This window comes from Vibrio sp. Vb1729, from assembly GCF_033338655.1.
In the GTDB taxonomy this organism is placed as follows: Bacteria; Pseudomonadota; Gammaproteobacteria; order Enterobacterales; family Vibrionaceae; genus Vibrio; species Vibrio alginolyticus.
On record NZ_JAWOTB010000048.1, the window covers coordinates 104,226 to 129,341 of the forward strand.

20 protein-coding genes are annotated in these 25,116 nt (G+C 45.6%); 12 read left to right on the top strand and 8 right to left on the bottom strand.

The window, feature by feature from the left end; genetic code table 11:
- Position 1: 1 nt before the first annotated feature.
- Complete coding sequence (locus tag R7E29_RS19815; RefSeq protein ID WP_053303784.1) at positions 2-745, bottom strand: HAD family hydrolase; 744 nt, start codon at positions 743-745, stop codon at positions 2-4.
- Positions 746-750: 5 nt separating this feature from the next.
- Positions 751-1,830, bottom strand: a complete 1,080-nt coding sequence (locus R7E29_RS19820) for a phosphoribosyltransferase domain-containing protein (protein WP_017635225.1) — start codon at positions 1,828-1,830, stop codon at positions 751-753.
- Positions 1,831-2,467: 637 nt separating this feature from the next.
- On the opposite strand from R7E29_RS19820, the gene R7E29_RS19825 reads away from it, so the two are divergent.
- Both R7E29_RS19825 and R7E29_RS19830 read left to right on the top strand, forming a co-directional pair.
- On the top strand, positions 2,468-3,007 hold the full coding sequence (locus tag R7E29_RS19825) for a redoxin domain-containing protein (RefSeq protein ID WP_005385152.1): 540 nt from the start codon (positions 2,468-2,470) through the stop codon (positions 3,005-3,007).
- A 512-nt stretch (positions 3,008-3,519) separates the two neighbouring features.
- Positions 3,520-4,203, top strand: coding sequence for a hypothetical protein (locus R7E29_RS19830; RefSeq protein ID WP_054577095.1), 684 nt, complete (start codon positions 3,520-3,522; stop codon positions 4,201-4,203).
- 195 nt (positions 4,204-4,398) lie between these two features.
- On the opposite strand, the gene R7E29_RS19835 is transcribed toward R7E29_RS19830, so the two are convergent.
- Together R7E29_RS19835 and R7E29_RS19840 are read right to left on the bottom strand one after the other, a co-directional pair.
- Positions 4,399-4,764: a winged helix-turn-helix transcriptional regulator gene (locus R7E29_RS19835; RefSeq protein ID WP_005375456.1), complete on the bottom strand. Its 366-nt coding sequence runs from the start codon at positions 4,762-4,764 to the stop codon at positions 4,399-4,401.
- A gap of 167 nt (positions 4,765-4,931) precedes the next feature.
- Complete coding sequence (locus R7E29_RS19840) at positions 4,932-5,516, bottom strand: NAD(P)H-dependent oxidoreductase (RefSeq protein WP_005375454.1); 585 nt, start codon at positions 5,514-5,516, stop codon at positions 4,932-4,934.
- 270 nt (positions 5,517-5,786) lie between these two features.
- Between R7E29_RS19840 and R7E29_RS19845 the strand changes: the two genes are divergently transcribed.
- Positions 5,787-6,128 (top strand): ArsR/SmtB family transcription factor, encoded by a 342-nt coding sequence (locus R7E29_RS19845; protein WP_005375451.1) that lies wholly within the window; start codon positions 5,787-5,789, stop codon positions 6,126-6,128.
- 85 nt (positions 6,129-6,213) lie between these two features.
- Complete coding sequence (gene arsB, locus R7E29_RS19850) at positions 6,214-7,269, top strand: ACR3 family arsenite efflux transporter (protein WP_005385145.1); 1,056 nt, start codon at positions 6,214-6,216, stop codon at positions 7,267-7,269.
- Positions 7,270-7,305: 36 nt separating this feature from the next.
- Here arsB and R7E29_RS19855 read toward each other — a convergent pair whose 3' ends face one another.
- Both R7E29_RS19855 and R7E29_RS19860 read right to left on the bottom strand, forming a co-directional pair.
- Positions 7,306-8,085, bottom strand: a complete 780-nt coding sequence (locus R7E29_RS19855) for an AraC family transcriptional regulator (protein ID WP_054577094.1) — start codon at positions 8,083-8,085, stop codon at positions 7,306-7,308.
- 19 nt (positions 8,086-8,104) lie between these two features.
- On the bottom strand, positions 8,105-8,638 hold the full coding sequence (locus R7E29_RS19860) for a YbhB/YbcL family Raf kinase inhibitor-like protein (protein ID WP_053350504.1): 534 nt from the start codon (positions 8,636-8,638) through the stop codon (positions 8,105-8,107).
- 187 nt (positions 8,639-8,825) lie between these two features.
- Here R7E29_RS19860 and R7E29_RS19865 point away from each other — a divergent pair, with 187 nt between their 5' ends.
- The 4 genes from R7E29_RS19865 (at position 8,826) to R7E29_RS19880 (ending at position 12,802) form a co-directional block, all read left to right on the top strand.
- Positions 8,826-9,617, top strand: coding sequence for a PhzF family phenazine biosynthesis protein (locus R7E29_RS19865; protein WP_054577093.1), 792 nt, complete (start codon positions 8,826-8,828; stop codon positions 9,615-9,617).
- A 206-nt stretch (positions 9,618-9,823) separates the two neighbouring features.
- A complete protein-coding gene (locus tag R7E29_RS19870; protein ID WP_213906717.1) occupies positions 9,824-10,774 on the top strand; it encodes an HlyD family secretion protein in 951 nt (316 codons plus the stop codon).
- A gap of 4 nt (positions 10,775-10,778) precedes the next feature.
- The gene (locus tag R7E29_RS19875) at positions 10,779-11,705 is read left to right on the top strand and encodes an ABC transporter ATP-binding protein (RefSeq protein ID WP_054577092.1); all 927 of its coding nucleotides are present in this window, start codon (positions 10,779-10,781) and stop codon (positions 11,703-11,705) included.
- Entirely contained in the window at positions 11,705-12,802 is a 1,098-nt protein-coding gene (locus R7E29_RS19880; protein WP_053303790.1) for an ABC transporter permease, read from the top strand. The genes R7E29_RS19875 and R7E29_RS19880 overlap by 1 nt, the downstream gene beginning before the upstream one ends.
- 109 nt (positions 12,803-12,911) lie before the next feature.
- On the opposite strand, the gene R7E29_RS19885 is transcribed toward R7E29_RS19880, so the two are convergent.
- Positions 12,912-13,283 (bottom strand): hypothetical protein, encoded by a 372-nt coding sequence (locus R7E29_RS19885; RefSeq protein WP_005375433.1) that lies wholly within the window; start codon positions 13,281-13,283, stop codon positions 12,912-12,914.
- Between the two features lie 360 nt (positions 13,284-13,643).
- Positions 13,644-17,882: a formate dehydrogenase subunit alpha gene (fdhF, locus tag R7E29_RS19890; protein WP_318082956.1), complete on the bottom strand. Its 4,239-nt coding sequence runs from the start codon at positions 17,880-17,882 to the stop codon at positions 13,644-13,646.
- A gap of 315 nt (positions 17,883-18,197) precedes the next feature.
- Between fdhF and R7E29_RS19895 the strand changes: the two genes are divergently transcribed.
- The 4 genes from R7E29_RS19895 to R7E29_RS19910 all read left to right on the top strand — a co-directional run bounded on the left by R7E29_RS19895 (position 18,198) and on the right by R7E29_RS19910 (position 25,045).
- Complete coding sequence (locus tag R7E29_RS19895) at positions 18,198-18,620, top strand: hypothetical protein (protein ID WP_017635236.1); 423 nt, start codon at positions 18,198-18,200, stop codon at positions 18,618-18,620.
- Between the two features lie 135 nt (positions 18,621-18,755).
- Positions 18,756-20,144, top strand: coding sequence for a TolC family protein (locus R7E29_RS19900; protein WP_020194750.1), 1,389 nt, complete (start codon positions 18,756-18,758; stop codon positions 20,142-20,144).
- 12 nt (positions 20,145-20,156) lie between these two features.
- Entirely contained in the window at positions 20,157-21,875 is a 1,719-nt protein-coding gene (locus R7E29_RS19905; RefSeq protein WP_213906718.1) for an efflux RND transporter periplasmic adaptor subunit, read from the top strand.
- Between the two features lie 2 nt (positions 21,876-21,877).
- Positions 21,878-25,045 (top strand): efflux RND transporter permease subunit, encoded by a 3,168-nt coding sequence (locus R7E29_RS19910; RefSeq protein ID WP_054577089.1) that lies wholly within the window; start codon positions 21,878-21,880, stop codon positions 25,043-25,045.
- Positions 25,046-25,116: the final 71 nt, after the last annotated feature.

The following is a 25,116-nucleotide window of genomic DNA, read 5'->3' on the forward strand; positions in this document are numbered from 1 at the left end:
ATTACCAAGATAATGAATCTGCGATCTGGCTTTTAGTGGGCATCAAAGCAAAATCAGAAAGTTTCATAAATGGGATATCAGATAGGCTATCGCCCATGGTTAAAATTAATGACTTTTCATCTAGCTGACGTATTATATAATCAACAGCTAATTTTTTCTGGGTATAAGGTGGCAAAAGTGCCATATTTCGGCCATTAATATGTATTTTTATATCATTTAAATCTATACTGATTTGTGAAAGTATTGAATCGAATATAAAATCATAATCTATACCTTCAGTGCATTTTACACAAACATAACAATCAATATCATCCTCGGAAACAATATAACTTTGTGCATTAAACCCTTTAGAAAGTATAAATTCTTTTAATTCTTCATTTATTAAATTCAATTTATCAGACCATAATCCAAGTGGAAATTTATTTTTAATATGCTCAACCCAGGCGTTGCACTTCTTTCCGTTAGGTTCAATAATTAAAGCACCATGAGAAACGACCATCCACGACTTAAATAATGAACTTACTTGAACCCTTTTGAGCGTGTTATAACTCCGTCCAGTTACCGGAATAATTGTAGATCTAGTGTCAATAAATAACTCCAAAAGAGTCCGCTGTTTCTCTGACATAAATGAACGAGCTTGGCCGTCAATATCTAATGACGCTATAGAAAGACTATCGCTTTCTGAAAACTTCCTTTTAGTTGCCATAAAACAATCATCAATATCTGTAAAAAGCACAGTACGCATGATAACTACTCTCTCTCAAGTGGAGAAAAACGCTGGGCTAATTGGTGCTCAGATCTAAGTGATTCGTCTTCTAAAAAGAGCACTGGTAGCCTCTCATTCTCTTGAAGGTTATAAATGTAATGCTCTACATCCCGGCTATCCACCTGAAAAGCTTCTTTCGTATTAATTGCATTTCCCACCAAAATCGGGGAACGAGTTGTAGATTGAAAGATCACATCTCCTCCTCGACTCTCTGCTAGCTCCGCAGCTAGGAAAGGCAAATATAGGTGCTCTCCATCTCCGATAACAGTTCTCGGAAAAGTAATATCTAATACAGGTATATGACCACAGAATGGCATTTTCATAGCAAATCGCCCTAAATCATCCCTACAAGGCTTTTTGACAAGGTCTCCATCAACTTTTTCTGGGAGAGAAAGATTTAAGTTAGGCTTTGCCTGAAAGTCAAACTGACCATCAATTAATGAAACATGAGTAACTGTAACATCCCACTCTTCATACTGAGCGCGATTTTCTTCGCTTAACCAGTTGACTAATGAGACTATTACAACCTCTTTCACAAATCGCATCTTTGGTAAAATCTTATCACCGAGTAACTTTAGCGTACGACCAGTTGAAATCTCATCATCAACGAGTATAAGACGCTGACAATTAGAAATAGGTTCTAATAGTTCTATCTTTGGTTGATACAAAATATGATCAATAGCGTGACTATGATTTTCATCTAACGTAAACCAGATTGGCAGGTCGCACTTGTAACGAGTGGTATGCTGATAGTAAACTTCTCTGCTTTGTGCCCTAGCTAGACTATCCGCAACACCAGCACCAAAGCCCGTCGCGGTCTCAGCCATACCAATCACAAAACTGCCTAGATCATTATTAATCTGCGAAACAAGTAAATCATAAGTATCTCTCATCGTACTTGGTTTTACTGAAATATGTTTACCTAAAACTTTAGAAACAAATAAAAAACCTCTTTTAGGGTTCTCTCTTGAAGCGAAGTCTAATAGATCCTCAAATGGCATCATCTGCTTAAATAAATCAATATTTAATGTTCCATTTTTAATTTCTATTTTAAATTTATTCATTATTATCGGTTGCTAATTAATTTCATTCATCGTGATTATTTACTTTCACAAATATAAAAAAGAATGAAGAGATCACTTAAAAAATAGAGTTAATATAATAATAAACATAAAAAATGTATATTAGGAACTTGCAGAAAGAACTAAAACTCTAATAATTTAGTGATTATGCATGTCAAGCATGTGCTTTGAACATCAAAATCACTAAAAGTCTTAGTTTTTGTCCTTTCCATCGAAAATTAAAGGTAATTTCAATCGTATAACTTCCACGTAGATAAGGTGTAACACTTTACCTAAATCAATAGATTTAAATGCCTATTCCTCCGCACCTCTCCAACTTCAACATTTAATTCAATGATAACCGCTAACTTATCGTCATTCCTTAAGGCTCTAAACTCATTGTTTTATGAGAAGGTTTACCTTTAAACCTAACTCGTTTTGAAGGTAACAGGTAAGCTAGTAGTTTATCACCCTAAGCTAAGTCAAATTACACCTTAAAGCTCCATTGCAGTTTTTGTGGTTACTAAAAGTTAACTAGTTGAAACACCGCAAAACAGAGTCTACATTGAAGTCTCATCCCCCAATCGCTTTGTTGAGAAAGGGGCATTCATGGATATACACCACCAATTCGGGAGTCAATATGGCAACTTCAGTGAAACTTAAAGCGGGCGACAGCTTCCCTCATCTTCAAGCCACTTTGCTAGATGGTTCAAGCGTAACGTTGGGTCAGCCGCAAGGTGATGCGACTTGGCAAGCAGTATTCGTTTATCGTGGTAAACACTGCCCTCTTTGTACTAAGTACCTCAACGAGCTTGAGAGTTACAAACAGGCTTTCGCTGATGCTGGCGTCGATATTCTTGCCGTTTCTGGCGATTCAAAAGCACAGCTAGAGGGGCATCTAGAGAAACTCGAAATCAGCTTCCCTATCGCTTACGGCCTGACCGAAGAACAAATGAAAACGCTAGGCTTGTATGTATCTATTCCTCGATCTGAACAGGAAACCGATCATAATTTCGCAGAACCAGGTCTGTTTGTGGTGAATGAACACGGCGACTTACACGTGGTGGATATTTCAAACAACCCGTTTGTTCGCCCTGAGCTTGGCGCGCTATCACGCGGATTGGCATGGATTCGCGATCCAAACAATAACTACCCTATCCGTGGCACGTTGGATTACTAACATCTTCTACACCCAAGTAAACTTTCTATCCTTAAATAAGTTAGGATTCTTGCCTTAGTGAGAATAACTTGGAATGCATATCAGATCCGTGAGATCTGATATGTATCAACAAGTTGGAAATAGAGTCCTTGTTCATTATACAACGCCTTGATGAAAAACAAGATCAGTGAAGTCCAGGCTCCCCTCAAACGACGTTAAGTATTTACTTCTAAGTCACTTTCACGATAAATACATGAAATTAAGACTAAAAACTTAGACTTAACGGATATATAAATCATAACGGTACCTACACAAGTAGTTGGCTAGCGATTATTATCCTATTGCAACTCACAATTGTGCAATTCTAATAATTCATACCATAAATGAAAACATAGATACCGTAAGAGACAAAATAAAAGCAAACGATTAAATTATCAATAAAACACCGTTCAATTAAAAATAAAAAATTTTCACTTTATATAAATATAATTAATCGTTATTTGCAATCACACATCTTAATTGAGAAATACAGTATGAATAAAATCTCTTTGCTTTATATGGCCGTTTGTATCGGATTAGTTGGATGCGGTTCAGGAGGAAGCGACAACGATCCAGCAAAAGATATACATCCCACCATTTCAAATCCGGAACAAATCAACGCAATGACGGTGGACAAAGGTCATTTCTATTGTTCTGTAAACCAACAAAAACTGGAACACGGAGGGACATCTGCAAGCATGTCCTACCTAATTGAAAAGAAAAGAAATTCTACGGTTGTTGACGATTATGAATGTACCGAATACGGTTTAAAGAAAGGTGAGTCAATTATCGTCACTAAAAGTGCAATTGAAAACTTTTCATACTCAAAACATTATAAAAGCACGAAGAAGAATGACATTAATGGGTTTAAAATCATCTACCCTACAGGACTTACGACTCCGATTAATAAAGATTATGAAAAAATTACGATCACGTATAATACGGAGAGACCTGACGTTAACATTAAGATAATTCAATATTTTGACGAAAAGTCTAAATTATATACCATCAAAAAATATGAAAGCCACGTTAACGACAACTCACCAATAGGTTTAGTTGAGAAAGAGGAATTCGATAAATATTCCGATTTTGAAAAGAAACTGGAATTAAATAGTGCTTTTTTAAATTCAACTGAAGTGAATGATTTATTCTACAACTTATTAAGTATGATAAAATAATAACTAAAAATCAAAAACTTAAAAAGTACGATTATGCTCAAGTAGCTTCGATATGCCTGACTCGAAAGAGTACGTTGTTTTACGAAACAAATTACGATTTTAATGAAGCACATCTAAGTTACTTGGGTATAAACGGCGATGTATTGTTAATCAGCTTTCAAAAGAGAGTGACGTTTGCGATTAACTACTTTGGTCTTAACGAAGCTCAATTTGATGCTTTTCAGACCAAATTCGCAAATCATCAAGAATCTTAAGTGCGGTACGGCCGAACTCTGTTAGTTCATAGCTGACTGCAATTGGGCGGTCGCTGATCACTTTACGCACCACCATACCTTCCGCTTCTAGCTCTTTAAGACGTTGGTCGATCATCTTTTTACTTGCACCGCCTAGCATGCGTGCTAAGTCATTGAAACGAACTGGGCCGTCTTTCAAATGATAAATCAGAGAACCTTTCCATTTACCACCAATTAGACGCATCCCTTTCTCGATAGCACATGGCTCCGCACATACGTTCGCCACTGACTTACGACCTTTGCTATCTACACTGATTCTGCTTTCCACAATACACCTCAAGATACGCACCTAATCTAGGTAACGAAAAGTAAGCTAGATACATTTAGTGCTTTAGAGTAATAAAAACGTCACCTCGCCGCAAACAAATAAAAATGGACCGCATGTAGCAGTCCATCTCAATTCATCATTCAGTTCGCACTATCTTTCTAAAAGGATTAGAAGTTTTCGTTAATGTGCGCTTCGAAACGAACAAAATCGTTTTCGATATCTGCGTTCTTCATCACGTCGTAACAAGCAAATGTAGGCAGTGCTGACATACCAAAGAAGCGGAAGTTAGCGTGCATGTGGAACATCAAATCGTCCACGCCTTTACCTTGGAATAGGTATTCGTTCTCATCATCAAACGATTCTTCTGGCGCGTTGAATGTCAGTGACAGCATGTATTTGCTGTTGGTTTGAGTGCCGCCTGTACCATAGTTTTTCTTTGGTTCTTCTGCGCTACGGCCATCGAATGCACACAGTGCGCCGCCCATACCCGCAGTAAACACGTCGTCCATGTATTTTTTGAATGACCAAGGCACAGACATCCAGTTGATTGGGCTTTGGATGATCACGCGATCAGCCCACTCAAAGTGTGCGAGTTGCTCATCTACGTTGATCTCATCTTGCATTGTCACAACGCGAACCTCATGGCCTTTTGCTTGCAGAAGCGTCTGTGCTTTGTCGACAAGAGAAGCATTTAGACGACCTTCTGAATATGGTGATGGTTCGTGTGCATTGATGATCAGTACGTTGCTCATGGGATTACCTTTAAATAAGTTCACAAGATGACGCAGTAACCATTGTGCGTCGGGTGTGGTTTATTATGGTAACCTAGAAATATAGTGCAATTAGTTAACTTTTAGTAACCTACTTAATTTTTTATTATATCACTGTTTTTAAAACATATATTTTTTCAATTTTTTATTCATCGTTATTTTACGATTAATTTTTTCATCGATTTGTTGCATCTTCCACAGAGCAGGCGTACAATTTATCGCAATTCGACGATTAACTATTAAGGCCAGCGAATGAGTGATAAGTGCAAGGACACGTGCGAAGTCGTTTTTCAGACAACGCAACAACAGCTCGAGAAAGAACAAACTCTAGCAGCGCAAGCAAAAGCTTTGTCGCATCCAGCACGTTTGCGCATTCTGCATATCCTGCACACGCTCGATACCATGGGCGGTTGTTTGAACAGTGATTTGGTTTCTGAACTGGGTCTTGCGCAATCTACTGTTTCCGAGCACTTGCGTATTCTAAAGCAAGCAGGCTTTATCAGCGCCGAGCCAAACCCACCTAAGGTGTGTTACCGCATTCAACGCGACGCGTTTGATCAGTTCAATCTAGGATTTTCCAAGTTATTTGATTAATGCCCTTTGCACGCTGTTCAGGCGTGCAGAGATAAACTATACCTTTAACTATCGCCTTTCGACGATAAACGAATAAGAGAACACTATGACTACTCAAGTTTTAAATAGTGCCAGCGACAAAATGAGCTTCTTGGACCGTTACCTAACGGTGTGGATTTTTGTGGCAATGGCAATCGGTGTAGGTATTGGCGCAGCATTCCCTCAAGTTGCTGAGTGGAACGAGTCAATGTCAGTTGGTAGCACAAACGTACCGCTAGCGATTGGTTTGATTTTGATGATGTACCCGCCACTCGCAAAGGTGAACTACAACTTGCTAGGCACAGTGACGAAAGATAAAAAAGCGATCACGCTGTCTTTGGTCATGAACTGGATTGTCGGCCCTATTTTGATGTTCATCCTTGCATTGACTTTCCTAGGTGATCATCCGGGTTACATGGTTGGTATCATTCTGATTGGTCTTGCTCGTTGTATTGCCATGGTATTGGTATGGAACGATATCGGTGGCGGTAACAAAGAATACGGTGCAGCCCTAGTTGCACTAAACAGCGCTTTCCAAATCGTGACTTACAGTGTGATGGCATGGTTATTCATCACTGTGTTGCCACCAGTCTTTGGTTACGAAGGTTTCGTGGTTGATATCTCGATGATGGACATCGCGGAAAGCGTTCTGATTTACCTTGGTATCCCATTCCTAGCGGGCTTCCTAAGCCGTAAATGGCTGGTCGCTGCGAAAGGTGAGCAATGGTACAACGACGTGTTCATCCCACGCATTTCACCAATTACCCTTATCGCCCTACTTGCGACCATCGTACTGATGTTCAGCTTAAAAGGTGAGATGATTCTTGAACTGCCAATGGATGTATTCCGTGTAGCAATTCCACTGGCTATCTACTTTGTGTTGATGTTCTTTGTCAGCTTCTTCGTTGGTAAGAAAATGGGCATCGACTACGACAAAAATGCGTCGATTGCCTTCACAGCAACAGGCAACAACTTTGAATTGGCTATTGCGGTTTCTATCGCGGTGTTTGGACTAAACTCAGACCAAGCTTTTGCTGGTGTCATTGGCCCGCTGATCGAAGTGCCTGTGTTGATTGCTTTGGTGAATGTAGCATTGCGAATGAAAGCCAAATATTATGGCTAACCTAAAAAGCACAAAAAATACAAAAGCGGTAAAACATTAACTCACTACCGTTTTAATATACTCGCTGGGCGTTAGGCCGAACTTACTTTTAAAGCGTTGGCTAAAACGCCCCTCTGACTGATAACCACACAACTGTGCGAGCATAGCAACGTTATACGAGCCATTTTGCATCAAGTAAAGTGCGTGATTTAAGCGCACTTCTGCCAATACTTCACGATACTGGGTACCTTCTTGTTTCAGTTTGCGTATCAATGTTGCTCGGCTCATAGCAAAGTGCCCCGCGACCATGTCTAATGGATGCTCATCCCCTGGAGAGCGCGATAAGTAACGACTAAGTTTCTGACTAAAAGAGATATGTGAACTCGAGAACAACCGATGCAATAACCCTCTCTCAGCTAGCTGCTGATATAGGCCCATAATCCAATAGCGTTGTGTCGCTTCACTTAAGCTTTCCCGCTCAAACGAAAACAAAGCATTTAACGTCGCTTTCAATGCTTTATCTGTCTCAACAACGGGTACATAGTTTCCTAATGCGTTGCTCATGCTTAGCTCCAACATTTCATCGCTAGGCACACAGTGAAAACTGAACATTCGAGAAAGAAATCGCCCTTGTAGAGGAAGGTTTTCAAAATTTAGGGATGCATTTGCTTCACAAAGCATGATATTTGGATGATGGATGTCGAGTACTTCATCATTCCAGAAAAGATGTTTATTCCCCTTAACAATCTGAATAAGGCTTGGGGAGTGAATCCTGACATTACGAAGCTTCTGCTGCTGCTCCGCACGAAACAGCGTAACCTGATATTGGTGACCCATTCTCTCCCCTTATATTCAATTATCGCGTGTAAGTCGTGGTTAATGTCGCTTTACCCAAAGCAACACTATTCAAAGTAAACCCTACAATGGCTGGTGGCGTGTTTTCATCCAAATTCAGTTCTTCAGTTGGCAATGCCCACACCGTAAACTGGTAACGATGCATCCCATCATTCTTTGGAGGACACGCGCCGCCGAACCCCGTTGTGCCGTAGTCAATACGAGATTCTTTGCCGCCTAACTTGTTCATATCAATGCCTCGAGGCAGCTCGCTAACGGTGGATGGAATATTAAACGCTATCCAATGCCAAAAACCACTGCCTGTTGGCGCGTCGGGGTCATACACGGTGATCGCAAAACTTTTTGTGCCCTTTGGAGCTTCTTTCCACATCAATTGTGGTGATTGATTCCCGCCATCACATCCCCAACCAGAGTATTCAAATGTCTTCGCCATCGGGTGGCCTTCTTGAATATCTCTACTCACGAGTTCAAATGCATGGGTAGAACCGACCGCAAAAACACTCAATGCCAAAACTGATTTGTAGATCGCTTTCATGTTTTTCTTCCTTTCAATGAATTCAACACTAGTGTAAGTACCCAGCAGTCCGAATCCTTGTCAGTAAGTATCAAAAAACACAAAATAATCTATAATTTTGACACTTTAAGATTCTAACACAAATTTCTTACTCTCTTAATTGCACTTGGTTTATGCTAATTAATCGCTCACGGAATAAGGAAGGAAAATGGAATTGGATATCTACGTGGTGGACGCCTTCACCGATACGCAATTCAAAGGCAACTCAGCAGCGGTGGTACCGTTAGAGGAATGGCTAGCCCCAGAATTGATGCAAAATATCGCGACAGAAAACAACTTGTCGGAAACGGCTTTTCTAAAATCCATTGGCGCAAACCGATATGAGATTCGTTGGTTCTCTCCTATAACTGAAATCGACTTTTGTGGACACGCCACACTGGCCTCGTCGTTAGTGCTGTTTGATGAGCTTGGCATTAATGGCACGATTGAATTTCATACTCTGGAAGTAGGAACCCTCACCGTAGAGAAGAATGCGCAAGGTAAGATCGAGATGACGTTCCCTGCTCGTCTTCCAAAAGCCGTTTCTGATATTCCCTCGGCATTGATTGAAGGCCTAAGTTGCGATGTGGAACGCGTACTGCTTAGCCCTCAAGCGTATTTCGTGGTGGTCGACAGCCAACAGGAGGTACTTGAGGTTCAATACCGTTCAGAGCACCTCAAGACACTCGCTCCTTACGATGTGGTCGTTACCGCGAAAGGCGATCAACAAGACTTTGTATCTCGTTACTTTTGGCCTGCAAATGGTGGTGACGAAGACCCCGTAACTGGCTCGATTCACGCTGGATTAGCACCGTTCTGGGCAGAAGCGTTAGGCAAAACATCACTGGTCGCTTACCAAGCTTCTCAGCGCGGAGGTATTTTGCACTGTGAAGTTACTGACGAACAAGTAAGAGTATCTGGCGACGGCGTGCTCTACATGAAAGGCAAGATTTTTGTTTAAATGATATTCACGTAATCAACTAAAAGAGCCAAGTAAAGCACGGCTTCAGCAGGATAAAGCCAGTTTCAATAATTAATCAATTGATGAATATTGAAGGAATTAACTTCCTAGCCGGATAAAACTGACTCACGTTACACTGAATGCAGTCCCACACTCTTCTATAGCTTGATACGAGTTCGAGCTCACCTTCTTAGAGGAAGCGTCGCATGATGAAGCGAATCATTCTTGGCACCCTAGTCCTGACTCTTTTAACTGCCTGTTCCAAAGATGACGGACAGCAAGCCCTTGGCACATTAGAACGTGACCGCGTAACCTTTACTGCCACCTCTAGCGAGATAATTCGTGCCCTACCCATTAAGGAAGGCAGCCAAGTCACCGAAGGAGAAGTGCTGGTTCAGCTCGATACAAAGAACCAAGAAGCCGTTTTAGCTCACGCCGTAGCTGAACAAGCCAAGGCTGACGCTTATCTTTTAAAATTGACCAATGGTGAGCGACCAGAAGACATTGCAGCAGCGCAAGCACGCGTTGCCAGAGCGGAAGCTCAATTGGTTGAAGCGCAAAAGAACTACCAACGTAAAGCGGAGTTAGTTCGCAAGAAACTCATCAGTCAATCAGAAAAAGACACCGCTTTAGCAGCCAGAGATTCTGCCCGTGCAGAGCTAGACTCCTCACAAGAAGAGTTCAGCAAACTGACCGCTGGCTCTCGTCCTGAAGATATTGAACAAGCGAAAGCCGCACTCATGGCTGCAAAAGCCGATGTAGCACTGCAAGAACAAAAGCTGGCAGAACTCACCATCACGGCCACGCGAGATGGCTTGTTAGATAACCTACCGTTTAACCTTGGTGAACGCGTTCCTGTGAATGGCATTGTTGCCGTAATTCAAGCGAGCCACGTCCCATACGCCCGTGTTTATGTTCCTGCCAATTATCGAGTCAACTTTGTGCCGGGTAAAACGGTTAACGTGCATGTAGATGGCGTTGAGCAACCATATAGCGGCACCGTTCGTTGGGTAGCGACTGAGCCTTCATTCACACCTTATTTCGCGCTTACCGAGGAAGAACGCTCTCGTTTGATGTACCTAGCAGAAGTCGACCTTCAAGACTCAGCAAAATCCTTGCCTTCAGGTATACCAGCGCAAGTGGATTTGGTGGAGTAAGCCAATGACCGAATTCGCGATTCAAGCTGAAAATGTAGTGAAGAAGTTTGGTGACTTCACCGCCATCAACAACATCACGCTTAATGTGCCTAAAGGCAGTATTTATGGTTTTCTTGGCCCTAACGGCTGCGGTAAATCGACAACCATTCGAGTATTGACGGGATTGCTTAGCCCAAGTGAGGGCAATGTTGATGTACTCGGGCTAGAGATCCCAAAACAATCTGAGCTTCTGCGCCTCAAGATTGGCTACATGACGCAAAAGTTCTCCCTTTATGATGACCTGACGGTTCAAGAGAATCTTGAGTTTATTGGACAAATCTTTGGTATGGAAACCAAGGCCCTAAAAGCTCGCATCGAAGAACAACTAGCCACCTACGGTCTCGACCAACTACGCAAACAGCGCGTCGGCGGAATGAGTGGCGGGCAGAAACAACGCTTGTCTCTCGCCGCAGCCACCATGCATAAACCAGAACTGTTGTTTCTCGATGAACCCACGTCTGCGGTTGACCCAGAGAACCGACGCGATTTCTGGGAGCAATTGTTTGATCTCTCTGACCAAGGTACGACGATTTTGGTCACTACGCACTACATGGATGAAGCAGAACGCTGTCATCGTCTGGCGATTATGGAAGCCGGGGAAATCCGCGCCGATGGTGAGCCAGAAGAACTCATGGCGCAAATGGGCGTTAACATCGTCGAAGTCAAAGCGGATAACTTACGCGAGCTAAAAGAGAAAGTCATTCAGCGCGAAGAAGTCCGTTCTGCCGCACAGCTCGGCATTCGCTTACGCATTTTGATCCACGAGCACATCGAACAACCGATCGAATGGTTAACCCAAACCTTTCCTGAGCTTGATGGCTGCGAGATGAACATTGCTCGCCCGAGCTTGGAAGATGTGTTTGTCAGCGTGACGGGAGAAGGTCGCCAATGATGAAATCTATTGCCCGCATGAAAGCGGTGATGATCAAAGAGATCCGTCAGCTTTCACGTGACCGCATTACCTTTGGCATGGTCGTGATGATCCCGCTAATTCAGCTTCTGCTGTTCGGCTTTGCCATTAATACCGATATTCGCAACATTCCCGTTGGCGTCGTCGATCAAAGTGGCAGCACTGCCGGGCGTGTGATCACCGAGTCCGTCAAAGTCACACAAGTGGTCGATGTGGTCGAAACCTTTGCTACCGCTTCAGAAGCCGAGCAAGCCATTCAAGACGGTTTGGTGCGAGCGGCTTTAATTCTGCCTAGCGACTTAACCCAACGTATGGTACAAGGCAGAGAGCTTGGCCAGTGGATTGTAGATGGTTCAGACACCATGATCAGTTCTGCGATTCTCTCACTGCAAACCATGCCGTTAACGGATTTTGATTTTGAGATACGCCCTGCCCCAACCAAAACCTTTGAAGTGGCGCTGTATTACAACCCGAGTAGGCGCTCGGCGGTGAACATTGTCCCCGGTTTATTGGGCGTGATTCTGACCATGACGATGATCTTGTTCACCAGTGCAGCCATTGTTCGAGAACGGGAACGCGGTAATTTAGAGTTACTGATTACTACGCCAATCCACTCCATCGAACTCATGGTAGCGAAGATCATTCCATACATCTTTGTTGGTCTGATTCAGGTGTTTATCATTTTAGGCTTGGGACACTGGATATTTGGCGTGCCGATAAACGGCGCCATTAGTCAGATACTGTTTGGTACGCTGCTGTTTATCGCCGCGAGTTTAACCTTAGGTTTGGTGATATCCACCATTGCGACGACGCAGCTTCAAGCAATGCAGATGACGGTGTTTATTCTTTTGCCATCGATTCTTCTGTCCGGATTTATGTTCCCTTATGAAGGAATGCCCATCGCGGCACAATGGATATCCGAAGCGCTGCCTGCCACCCACTTTATGCGAATTATTCGTGGTGTGGTGCTGCGTGGTGCAGACCTAATAGAGCTATGGCGAGATACAGTTTGGTTACTTGGATTCACCGTTATCGGCCTTATTGTCGCTTCATTTCGCTTCAAAAAATCACTCGACTAATCCCACGATATTGCGTTCATTCCTTAAAAACAAAAATAGCCCCAACGAAGGGCTATTTTTTGTTTGTGTATTCATACACTGTGCTATCGAGCTCAACTCTCAGACAATATTAATAGTACTCACCGTAGGAACAATCTCGTAAATCGGAAATATTGTAGTTTTTCAAAGAGTTTATTTTAAAGTTGAACACTACCTGTTTACAGACAACGCCTTCGCGATCCGTGTACGTGATAATACCTTCACTGTACGCTCGCTGACCATCAGAGGATGTCACGTCAGCAACAAGTTCCAAATGGCCCTTATGCGCGTCTACGCGATTCATCATCTCAAACACATCTACCCACTCTTCGCGATTTGCCATTTGTATTAGCATCGACTTCGCCTGTGTTTCCAACTGCTGGGGGTATACATAATAACGGTTGTAACCAAAGTACGCGCACATAAGTAATAAAACGAGTGCAAATGAGGTTGTTCTTGTCATACAAGCTTCCTCTTGTTGTTATAAAAATCTTGCTTCGTTAATTCAGTATAGGAAGCGAGCAAAGTTTAGGTTATAGAACTTGCCCAAATAACAGAGGACAGTCAGAGACAGTCAATTCTATGACAAGCTCAACAACAAACTTTATTGCACTCTCATCATGGGCTTGAACAAAAATACGCCATAGAGACAGTAAGAAGTAAGAAGGGAAAACTAACCGGAGCGCGGTGATAACAGAAAAGTAAAAGGAGTTTGAAGAAAAAGACAATCCGAGTGAATGTAGTGAGAGCGGAAATCAAGATTAGATTATCTGCCCATCAACTAGGCTCAAATTGTCAGTGACAACAACGTGACTCACCGAGTTTAAACGTGTTGGTAACTATCTTCGAGAGACTCTGTCTGCGTTGTCTTTTCGCTCACTTCCACTTTAACCGCAGCGACCTTGAACTCAGGGATCTTCGCATGCGGATCAGTAGCCGTTGTCGTTAGGCGGTTGACTGGCGATTCAACAAAGTGGAATGGAATGAACACCACTCCTTTTTGAATACGCTTAGTCACAAAGGCATCAATCTCAATGCTGCCGCGACGTGTAGACACCGTCAGACGTTGACCATTACTGATGCCTAGCGCTTCTGCGTCTTCCACACTCACCATCGCACGTGGGCCAGCAAGGTTATCCAACCCTTTGGTTTTGCGCGTCATGGTTCCAGTATGGAACTGCTCAAGTACGCGACCCGTCGTTAACACAAGTGGGTACTCTTCGTCTGGCAGCTCAGCCGCATAACGGAACGGTACACCCACCATTTGCCCTTTACCACGAGTAAACTGGGTTTGGTGCATGATGCGAGTACCCGCAGGGTTGTTCTTGTTGCTCGGCCATTGTACACCGTTTGGCGTAATGGCATCCCAACGAAGACCCGCGTATTGAGGTGTCACTCGTGTGATTTCATTGGTGATATCAGACACGCAGTGGTAATCCCAATCACTGCCCATAGCATTGGCGATTTCTTGAATAATCCACCAATCTTCTTTCGCTTCACCCGGCGCCGTGACAACCGGACTCACACGCTGAACACGACGTTCCGTATTGGTGAAGTGCCCTGCTTTCTCTGCAAACGAGCAAGAAGGTAGAACCACATCCGCGTATTGAGCGGTTTCCGTTAGGAAGATGTCTTGAACCACTAAGAAATCGAGCGCTTCTAAACCTTCAATCACATGCGCTTGGTTAGGGTCACTCAACACTGGGTTCTCACCCATGATGTACATACCACGAACGTCACGATGGCAAGCCGCATCAATGATTTCTGTCAGGGTTAGACCTTGCTCAGAAGGCAGATTTGGTGCGTTCCATTCAATCGCAAACTTCTGACGCACAATTGGGTTGTATACCTTTTGATAGCCCGGGAAGCTGTTTGGCAAAGCGCCCATATCACACGCGCCTTGCACGTTAGATTGACCACGTAGCGGGTTGATACCACCACCTTCAATACCGATGTTGCCACACAGCAATTGCAGGTTAGCGATAGAACGGACGTTGTCATGACCTGTCGTGTGCTGAGTAATACCCATCGAGTAGTAAACAGCCGTACGATCCGCGGTGCCGACCATGCGCGCCATTGCTTGAATGTCTTCGGCTTTTACGCCCGTAATCAACTCCACTTTATCGAGGTTGTAAGCTGGCGACATCACTTCTTGCAGTAAGGTATCAAAGCCGTCGACACGTTCTTCGATGTACTCTTGATCGTACCAACCGTTCTTGATGATCTGCTGCATGACGCCATTTAGGAGCATCACATCTGTACCCGGACGGTGCGCCATATACAGCTCAGCATGCTCTGCCATATCAACACGTTTCGGGTCAGCCACAATCAAACGAGCACCGTGGTGACGAATTGCTTGTTTGATATGTGAAGCGATAATCGGGTGCGCCGATGTGGTATCCGAACCAATAATGAAGATCACATCCGAGTGCTTAATACTTGGGATGTCATTGGTCATTGCACCACTACCCAGTGACGCTTCAAGTCCGGTTACACTCGATGCGTGACACAAACGCGCACAGTGGTCGACGTTATTGGTGCCCAGTTCACGACGGACAAATTTTTGGAACGCGTAGTTGTCTTCGTTGGTGGTTTTCGCTGAAGAGAAACCCGCTAATGCGTTGCTGCCAAAATCTTGCTTGATGCCAGAGAACTTGCTCGCAATCAGTTGAATCGCCTCTTCCCAGCTTGCAGGCTGCAACCAACCGTCTTTGCGGATCAAAGGCGTGGTAAGACGCTCTTCACTGCCTATGAAATCAAAACCAAAGCGCCCTTTCACACACAGCATGCCTTGGTTCACTGGCGAGTCACCGCCTTTCACGTAACGAATCGTATTGGTTGCTTCGTCCACGAACATGGTCAACTTACAACCCACACCACAGTATGTACAAATGGTGTCGACCGCTTTCAGATCTTCAGTACGACCTTGCGAACGGTCACGACTATCGACCATTGCGCCCGTTGGACACACTTGAACGCACGCGCCACATTGCACGCAGTTCGAATCGCCCATTAGGGTTAAGCCATTCTTGTTACTTCCAAAGTGTGGACGATCATCAGGACGTAATGCTGGACGACCTTGTTTATCGCACACAAAGTTCAGTACACCGTGTACGGCTTTGTCGCGGCACGCTTGGATGCACTGACCACAACTAATACAGCGGTTGGCATCAAACTCAATAAACTCAGAGCTGCGGTCAACTTCGTACTTATGACGCAAGTCTTTCGCACGAAGATCTAACCAATCTTGATGCGATTTAATCTGCAAGGAGAAGTCAAAGCTTTGCTCAGCCTCATATTCGGTGGAGTAATCACGCAGCGCACAATCGGTATTTGCCTGACAGCCACATTCTAGACAGCGCGCTGCTTCTTTCATTGCTTCTTCGTTATCAAAACCCAACTCCACTTCAGCGAAGCTTTGCTCGCGTTGTGCTGGAGTCAATTCTGGCATGATAGAGCGAGCGACTTTCTGGATGTTCTCGAAGTGAAGCGGGTCGACTTGAGAGAGCTTCTTCTCTTTACGCGAGTTAAACGCCGCCTTTGGCATGTCTGCCATATCGCCATTCAAAAACAGATCAATGGCTTTTGCCGCAACGCGGCCATCACCCACGGCTTCAACTGCCGTTGCAGGACCACGGCGGAAATCACCAATACTGAAGATGTTGCCTGTGCCTGTGTGCATGGTCTTTTCATCTGCATCAGAGGTGTTCCAGCGCGTAAGTGGAATCGACAAATCTTCACCTTCGAGGAAGCTCAGATCTGGCTTTTGCGATACTGCCGCAATCACGGTGTCGAACTCTTCGGTAAAGAACTCGCCGGTTGGTTTAGGGCTTCGACGACCAGATGCATCCGGCTCACCCAACGCCATGCGCTCTAGACGAATCGCATTCACGCGTCCGGTTTCATCGGCAAGGTTTTCTGCAGGGTTGGTCAAGAAGTGGAATTTCACCCCTTCGTGTTCCGCTTCGACAATCTCGTAGTCTTCTGCCGGCATTTCGTCACGGGTACGACGGTAAATCAACGTGGTGTCTGCACCAGCACGACGCGCAGTACGAGCACAGTCAATTGCCGTGTTACCACCACCGATCACCGCGACTTTCTGACCCGTGACGTAGTTTTGCTCAGTAACGTAATCTTTCAGGTAATCAACGCCCAGGTAACAACCTTCAAGGTCGCTGCCTGTGTAATGCATTTCAACCGCTTGAGACGCACCGACAGCCAAACACACTGCATCGTATTCTTCGCTCAATTGAGAAAGCGTGAAATCCACACCCAGCTTTTGATTGGTGTGAACTTGCATGCCATTGCGGCACATCAGTTCGATTTCTTTATCGAGAATGTCTTTTGGCAAACGGTATTCAGGAATGCCATAACGCAACCAACCACCCGCTTTTGGCATGGATTCAAAGACCGTAACATCGTAGCCTTCGTTCGATAGATAGTAGCCAGCCGTCAGACCACCAGGACCACTGCCGACGACGGCAATGTTCAAACCTTTGCTTGGTTTCTTTTCTGGTACATAGGCTTCATGCGCAGACAAATCCGCATCCGCGGCATGACGTTTTAGCTGACGAATAGCGATAGGCTCATCGACTAACGAGCGGCGACATTCACTCTCACAAAATGCCGGGCACACACGGCCAATCGATAACGGCATAGGAAGCGTACGCTTAATCACTTCAATCGCTTTTTGATGATCGTTCTGTGCGATGTGATAAAGGTACGATTGGATATCCACGCCCGCAGGACACGCGGTTTTACATGGCGCTTCACAATCGGCGTAATGGTCCGTCATGATGCGGTTAAGTGCTTTGCTGCGGTGCTCGCTTAATTGTTCTGATTGCGTGACCACATTAAGGCCGCGGTAAACTTCGAGTTCACACGCACGCTTAGTACCGCCACTTTCGACTTCAACTACACACAAGTCACACGGTACTTTTTCATTACTTTTGTTCATTCCGCACAGCGATGGGATCTCGACCCCACACACTTTTGCTGCTTCTAAAAGGGTTAGACCCTCTTCTACAATTCTATATTTTCCATCGATGACAATTTCTATCATGCAACCCCCGCAGCAAAGCAAATCCAAATCTGCACAAGTAAAACCATGCATTCTATAAGGATAATCATTTGTAAGACAAGTTAGTGTGATGTAAAACTTATAAACCACATTTTTCACGTGTCATAAAAAGCGAGGGCTTCTTTCGCTAACTTTCAACACTCGGTGTTTAACAAACGTTTTACTCCCTCGAAAGTGCGAAAACTGAAGGGTTGGACTATTTTGATAATAAGAGTAATAAATGATTGACCTTACCCTTAGGTTAACCTTTAGAATCGAAGGGGTTTCATCATTTTCATCAAACACATGGGAAAGGGTATGCACTTAAAATCGCTGCATACAATCTGGTTAACTCTCTTCACGACGCTAGTGCTATTGGTATCTAGTGTGGCGAACAGTGAGCCGTTGATGAATATTCAAATGATGTCTACTGGCATGGCTCACCATCCTTCTATGATGAGTGACAGCGAACACTGCGGTATGCCTGGCATGATGGACGTATCCATGACTGACGCTTCTATGTCCGAAGATGGCGATGCAAGAGAAACCAGCATGAACTGTGGTGGAGGCTCCGGCATGGTTCATACCTGCTGCACTGCCGCGTGTACGATAGTTTTCGTCCCCCTACCGAATCCTATCAATAGCCCAATGCCCGTCGTCTATCGCGCAACCATTACTCCTGAAGTTGCTTCCCCAGTCGTACACGTCAGCCGCGACCTGTACCGACCTCCTATAGCCTAAATCCGTCCTAGCATTCGACCCTGCGCGTGTATCGCAGGTTGTTTTAATGCGCCTGAACGATGAGGTAACAAGGCTTTACTGTTCCCGCAATAAAATCCGCACCTCCATCGATCCGGCGAACACTGGATTTAGATTATGGATATCAAACCATACCGCTTAGCTGCACCTATTTTTATGGTGGCTCTGGTCGCTGCACCAACCTTGGTTAACGCCGCAGGTAAAGAGACGCACGCAGCACAAAATTCCGCATCAAGTGAGCGAGCTTCGACGACCAAGCTTGCCCAACTGATCAACGTCGCTTTGAGTAACGATGGCAATCGTAAGCAATACTCAGCGCAATCTGCTGCCATGCGTGAAACGGGCGTCGCAAGTGCGACCTTGATGGACCCAAAACTGAAAGTGGGTTTTGGTGGCTTGCCTGTCGACAGCTTCAAATTCGATGAAGACCCAATGACCAACATCTCCGTTGGTTTAATGCAACAATTTGAGCGTGGCTCGACGCTTGATTTACAGCAGAAGAAAGCCAATCAACAAGCCGACGGCCTTGGGCTTCAAGTTCATGCTCGTGAGCTTGAGGTAGCCAACAGCATGACTCAACTTTGGTTAGAGCTTGGTTACCAGCAACGCGCGGAGCAAATCATGCTTGAGAACCGCAAGTTGATGAAGGAGATGGAAAGCTTTATTCAAACCAACTATTCGATTGGTAAGAGTGAAGCGCAAGACCTACTCAACGCTCAATTACAAGTCAGCAAGTTGGATGAGAAACTGCAAGCCAACGCACAAATGCAACGTCGTCTTATCTCTCAACTCTCCGAATGGTTGGGGTCAGATTGGTTGGCAAACGAACAGGCTCTGCACGCGAGCAACCAATTGAACTGGGACACACTGAACAGCAAACTTGCTGCCAGTCAGGGTTCCACTAAGCATTATCAGCAACTCAGCCAACACCCGATGGTTAAGATGGCAGACGTCAGCATTTCTGCCAATAAAACGCAGGTGGAAATTGCTGAGCAAGCCTACAACCCGCAGTTTGGCGTCGAAGTAATGTACGCCTACCGCCAAGCCGACAACATGATGGGTGAACCCGCATCAGACTTGGTCAGCGCTTACCTCACCATGGACATTCCGTTGTTTACGGGTGACCGCCAAGATCGCAATCTCGCGGCCGCTCAATACCAAGTTGGCGCGGCACAATCACAAAAGGACACCTTACTAACGCAGATGAATGCCAAGGTGAACACTTTGCTGGTTGATCGCGGCAACTTAACCCAGCGTTTAGAACGTTATCAATCCACCTTATTGCCTCAAGCGAAAGCGCGCATTCAAGCCGTTGAGCGGGGTTATCAAAACAACACAGCGCAGTTTAACGATGTGATTTCCGCCACGACTGACGAGTTGGCTCTGCAATTGGAGCAACAACGTCTACTGACCGATCTCAACATCGCAAACAGCAATTTAGCCACCCTACTCGGTGGTTTCGACTATCAAGTCGAGCAACCAGAACTGTCTGAATTTAAAAAATAATAAGGTAAAACAATGAAAACATTACAAGTTGCAACCATCGCGCTGATTGTTGGTGGTGCTTTAGGGTTTGGTGCTAATCATTTTCTTGCGGGCTCGACTCACGACATGAGTGCGATGGGTGGCAAATCTGCCGCGAGCTCTAATGATCCACTTTACTGGGTTGCCCCAATGGATCCGAATTACAAACGCGACAAACCGGGTAAGTCCCCAATGGGCATGGATTTGATTCCGGTTTACGCAGAAGACCTATCCGGTGAACAAGACGCACCGGGTACAGTGACTATTGACCCTTCAGTAGAAAACAACCTCGGGGTTAAAACCGCAAACGCGACACTGCAGCAGTTGTCACCACGCATCGAAACGGTTGGCTATATTGCCTTTGATGAAAGTCTGTTATGGCAAACCAACGTTCGTGTGGCGGGTTGGGTAGAAAAACTCTACATCAATGCCGTGGGTGAGAAAGTGAAGAAAGGCGATGTGCTGTTCACGCTCTACTCTCCTGAACTGGTTAAAGCACAAGAAGAATTGCTGAATGCGTACCGCACTGGCCGCAAAGGTCTTGTAAAAGGGGCGACCGAACGCTTGGTAACGCTTGGGGTTGACCGTGCTCAAATCAAATCCATTACTCGTAGTGGTAAAGCATCGCAAACCATTGAAATCAAAGCGCCTGCTGATGGCGTTATCGCGAGCTTAAACGTGCGTGAAGGTGGCTATTTGTCCCCTGCTCAAGCGGTGATCAGTGCAGGTCCTTTGGACAATGTTTGGGTTGATGCAGAAGTCTTTGAGCGTCAAGCGCACTGGATGAAAGCGGGTTCTCAAGCCACGATGACCCTTGACGCGATTCCGGGCAATGAATGGCAAGGTGTTGTCGATTACGTGTACCCAATCCTCGATCCGAAAACACGTACGTTGCGTGTGCGTCTTAAATTCCCTAACCCAGATGGCGCATTGAAGCCAAACATGTTCGCCAATATTGCCTTGCAGCCTGTCACTGACGACGCAGTATTAACGATTCCCAAATCATCTGTTATCCGCTCTGGCGGTATGACTCGCGTTGTTCTGGCGGAAGGTGATGGCAAATACCGTTCTGCTCGAATTGAAGTTGGCCGCGAAGCTGGCGAACAAATCGAAGTATTACAAGGGCTTAAACAAGGCGACAAGATCGTTACGTCATCTCACTTCATGCTCGACTCTGAATCAAGCCAATCGGCAGATCTGTCTCGCATCAATGGTGTAGAAGTAGCGGCAGAAACGGCATGGGCCAAAGGTGAGATCACGGATGTGATGAAAGATCACCGCATGCTGACCATCAACCACCAACCTGTACCAGAATGGGATTGGCCGGGCATGGTAATGAACTTCACTTTCGCAGATGGCGTCGAGATGGGTGACTTGAAAAAAGGTCAGGCTATCGAATTTGAAATGCAAAAGACGGAGTCGGGTCAGTACCAAATCATCGACTATAAGGCAGACAACAGCGTCATTGCCGCAGAAGTTTGGCTAACTGGTGACATTAGCATGCTGATGGCTGATTTTGGCATGATCACCTTAAACCACCTACCGGTTGCAGAATGGAACTGGGATGCTGGCGAGATGAACTTCTCTGTGGGTGAAGACGTTGTTCTATCGGGTTTTGAAGAAGGACAGAAAGTTCGGTTTCTAGTTGAAAAACAAGGATCTGACTACGTTCTTAAACAGCTAGTTCCTGCAACAACAGCCGTCGAGGGTTAATTATGATCAATGCTATTATTCGTTGGTCACTGAGCAACCGATTCCTAGTGTTGGTCGCGACCTTAGCCCTTGTATTAGGCGGACTTTACAGTGTAAAGAATACGCCTGTTGATGCGATTCCGGATCTTTCTGATGTGCAAGTGATCATCAAGACAAGCTATCCGGGTCAAGCTCCTCAAGTCGTCGAGGATCAAGTTACTTACCCACTCACCACCGCCATGCTTGCCGTGCCGGGTGCTGAGACGGTTCGTGGCTATTCTTTCTTTGGTGACTCTTACGTTTATATCATTTTCAACGATGATACCGACATGTACTGGGCACGTTCACGCGTGTTGGAGTACTTAAGCCAAGTAGCACCAAAGCTCCCACCGAACGCAAAACCAACGCTAGGTCCTGATGCAACGGGTGTGGGCTGGGTTTACAGCTACGTATTACAAGACAAAACCGGCAAGCATGATTTGGCGGATCTTCGCAGCCTGCAAGACTGGTTCTTGAAGTACGAATTGCAAACCGTTGATGGCGTTTCTGAAGTCGCTACCGTCGGCGGTATGGTGAAGCAGTATCAAGTGCAGATTGATCCTGCCAAGCTGCGTGCTTACAACCTCACTCTGCAACAAGTGAACATGGCAATCCAAAACGGTAACCAAGAAACCGGCGCGTCCGTTATCGAAGTTGCGGAAGCCGAACACATGGTTCGTACCACGGGTTACCTAACCAGCATTGAAGACATTAAATCACTGCCTCTCAAAGTCACTGAGAAAGGCACACCGTTGCTATTAGGTGATATCGCAGACATTAACCTTGGTCCACAAATGCGCCGTGGTATCTCAGAGCTGAATGGCGAAGGTGAAGCGGTCGGTGGCGTTATCGTGATGCGCTTTGGTGAGAACGCCAGTGAAGTGATTGCGAAAGTCAAAGACAAACTCGCAGACCTACAACGCAGCCTGCCAGAAGGCGTGGAAATTGTCGCAACCTACGACCGCTCTACCCTTATCGATTCAGCGGTAGAAAACCTATGGAAGAAGCTTGCAGAAGAGTTCATCGTCGTTGCGATTGTGTGTGCGTTGTTCCTGTTCCACATTCGTTCTTCGTTGGTTATCGCTCTGAGCCTACCAGTTGGCATTCTCACTGCGTTTATTGTGATGCATTGGCAAGGTATCAACGCCAACATCATGTCTTTGGGTGGTATTGCGATAGCCATCGGTGCCATGGTGGATGGTGCGATCGTGATGATTGAAAACGTTCATAAGCACATTGAACGAACGCCACTGACCGATAAAAACCGCTGGCAAGTAATAGGTAAAGCCGCAGAAGAGGTCGGCGCACCGCTGTTCTTCTCGTTGCTGATCATCACTCTTAGCTTCGTACCGGTGTTCGCCTTAGAAGGCCAAGAAGGCAAGATGTTCTCGCCGCTTGCGTTCACTAAGACTTACGCCATGGCAGCGGCAGCAGGTTTGGCAATCACACTTGTCCCTGTTCTTATGGGCTACTTCATTCGAGGTAAGGTGTTACCGGAGCACAAAAACCCGGTTAACCGCGGCTTGGTCGCGCTGTACCGCCCGCTGTTGAACACCAGCTTAAAATACCCTAAGACCATGATTGTTATCGCATTAGGTCTAATGGCATCGGCTTACTACCCAACCAGTAAACTGGGTAGCGAGTTCATCCCTCCGCTGGATGAAGGCGACTTGATGTACATGCCAACGACCTATCCGGGTATCTCGATTGGTAAAGCGCGCGAGCTTCTACAACAGACCAACAAGCTGATCAAAACCGTTCCTGAAGTGAAAACCGTATGGGGCAAGATTGGCCGAGCTGAGACCGCAACCGATCCAGCGCCACTCACCATGATTGAAACCGTGATTCAGTTGAAGCCACGCGATCAATGGCGTGAAGGGGTTACAACCGAGTCACTACGCAAAGAGTTCGACAAACTGGTTCAGTTCCCTGGTCTTACTAACGCTTGGGTAATGCCGATCAAAACGCGTATCGACATGCTGGCAACGGGCATTAAAACCCCTATCGGCATTAAGATCGCCGGACCCGATCTGAAAGTGATTGAGAAGATCGGTTCCCAGCTGGAGCCAATTCTTAATGGCGTACAAGGTACAGCATCGGTTTACGCAGAACGTGTCGCAGGTGGTCGTTATGTCACGATCGACATTAAACGTCGTGCCGCAGCGCGTTATGGCTTAAGCATCAAAGACGTTCAACAAGTGATCTCTACTGCGGTAGGCGGTATGAATGTGGGTGAAACCATCGAAGGCTTGGAGCGTTACCCAATCAACGTTCGTTACCCACAAGACTACCGCGACTCAGTGGTTAAACTGCAAAACCTACCGTTAGTGACACCAAATGGCGCTCGTATTGCGCTGGCTGACGTAGCGGATATTCGTTACGAAGACGGCCCTCCAATGATCAAAACGGAAAACGCGCGTCCAAACGGCTGGGTATTTGTCGACATCGATGGTCGTGACCTTGGCTCTTACGTCGTAGAAGCACAACAGGTTGTTGCTGATCAATTGGAACTTCCTGCTGGTTACTCGCTGGCTTGGTCTGGTCAATACGAATACATGGAGCGTGCGAAAGACCGCTTGAGTGTCGTGGTACCAATCACTATCGCCATCATTATGCTGCTGCTTTACTTCAGCTTCCGTCGCGTTGGCGAAGTGATGATCATCATGCTTACCCTACCGCTCGCTATGGTTGGTGGTTTGTGGCTCATGCATATCCTCAACTACAACTTCTCGATTGCTGTTGGGGTCGGCTTTATTGCCCTCGCAGGCGTCGCGGTTGAAATTGGGGTCATCATGCTCGTCTACCTCAACCAAGCATGGCACTACAAAAAGCTGGATGCGGAAGAGAGCCAACAGAAGCTTGAGGCGAAAGACCTAACCGATGCCATTCGTGAAGGTGCAGGCCTGCGTGTCCGCCCAGTAATGATGACGGTACTGACGGTCATTATTGGTCTGATTCCGATCATGTACGGCGAAGGTACAGGATCAGAAGTAATGCAACGCATCGCCACCCCAATGATTGGCGGTATGGCATCGGCACTGCTGCTGACACTGTTGGTACTTCCAGCCATCTTCAAGCTGTGGAAACAACGCGAGTTGCGCCAGAGCAATGCGACTAATCACCAAGCTAGTGATGTAAACAACAACGCTTAATCCCTACCTTCCCCTCAATCAATTCGTTTGGGGGGAAGCAACCAAATTATTAATGAATTAAAACAAGGATA

Coding starts and splice junctions, on each gene's coding strand:
- R7E29_RS19815 (WP_053303784.1), bottom strand. CDS start 745: ATGCGTACTGTGCTTTTTACAGATATTGATGATTGTTTTATGGCAACT.
- R7E29_RS19820 (WP_017635225.1), bottom strand. CDS start 1,830: ATGAATAAATTTAAAATAGAAATTAAAAATGGAACATTAAATATTGAT.
- R7E29_RS19825 (WP_005385152.1), top strand. CDS start 2,468: ATGGCAACTTCAGTGAAACTTAAAGCGGGCGACAGCTTCCCTCATCTT.
- R7E29_RS19830 (WP_054577095.1), top strand. CDS start 3,520: ATGAATAAAATCTCTTTGCTTTATATGGCCGTTTGTATCGGATTAGTT.
- R7E29_RS19840 (WP_005375454.1), bottom strand. CDS start 5,516: ATGAGCAACGTACTGATCATCAATGCACACGAACCATCACCATATTCA.
- R7E29_RS19845 (WP_005375451.1), top strand. CDS start 5,787: ATGAGTGATAAGTGCAAGGACACGTGCGAAGTCGTTTTTCAGACAACG.
- arsB (WP_005385145.1), top strand. CDS start 6,214: ATGACTACTCAAGTTTTAAATAGTGCCAGCGACAAAATGAGCTTCTTG.
- R7E29_RS19855 (WP_054577094.1), bottom strand. CDS start 8,085: ATGGGTCACCAATATCAGGTTACGCTGTTTCGTGCGGAGCAGCAGCAG.
- R7E29_RS19860 (WP_053350504.1), bottom strand. CDS start 8,638: ATGAAAGCGATCTACAAATCAGTTTTGGCATTGAGTGTTTTTGCGGTC.
- R7E29_RS19865 (WP_054577093.1), top strand. CDS start 8,826: ATGGAATTGGATATCTACGTGGTGGACGCCTTCACCGATACGCAATTC.
- R7E29_RS19870 (WP_213906717.1), top strand. CDS start 9,824: ATGATGAAGCGAATCATTCTTGGCACCCTAGTCCTGACTCTTTTAACT.
- R7E29_RS19875 (WP_054577092.1), top strand. CDS start 10,779: ATGACCGAATTCGCGATTCAAGCTGAAAATGTAGTGAAGAAGTTTGGT.
- R7E29_RS19880 (WP_053303790.1), top strand. CDS start 11,705: ATGAAATCTATTGCCCGCATGAAAGCGGTGATGATCAAAGAGATCCGT.
- R7E29_RS19885 (WP_005375433.1), bottom strand. CDS start 13,283: ATGACAAGAACAACCTCATTTGCACTCGTTTTATTACTTATGTGCGCG.
- fdhF (WP_318082956.1), bottom strand. CDS start 17,882: ATGATAGAAATTGTCATCGATGGAAAATATAGAATTGTAGAAGAGGGT.
- R7E29_RS19895 (WP_017635236.1), top strand. CDS start 18,198: ATGCACTTAAAATCGCTGCATACAATCTGGTTAACTCTCTTCACGACG.
- R7E29_RS19900 (WP_020194750.1), top strand. CDS start 18,756: ATGGATATCAAACCATACCGCTTAGCTGCACCTATTTTTATGGTGGCT.
- R7E29_RS19905 (WP_213906718.1), top strand. CDS start 20,157: ATGAAAACATTACAAGTTGCAACCATCGCGCTGATTGTTGGTGGTGCT.
- R7E29_RS19910 (WP_054577089.1), top strand. CDS start 21,878: ATGATCAATGCTATTATTCGTTGGTCACTGAGCAACCGATTCCTAGTG.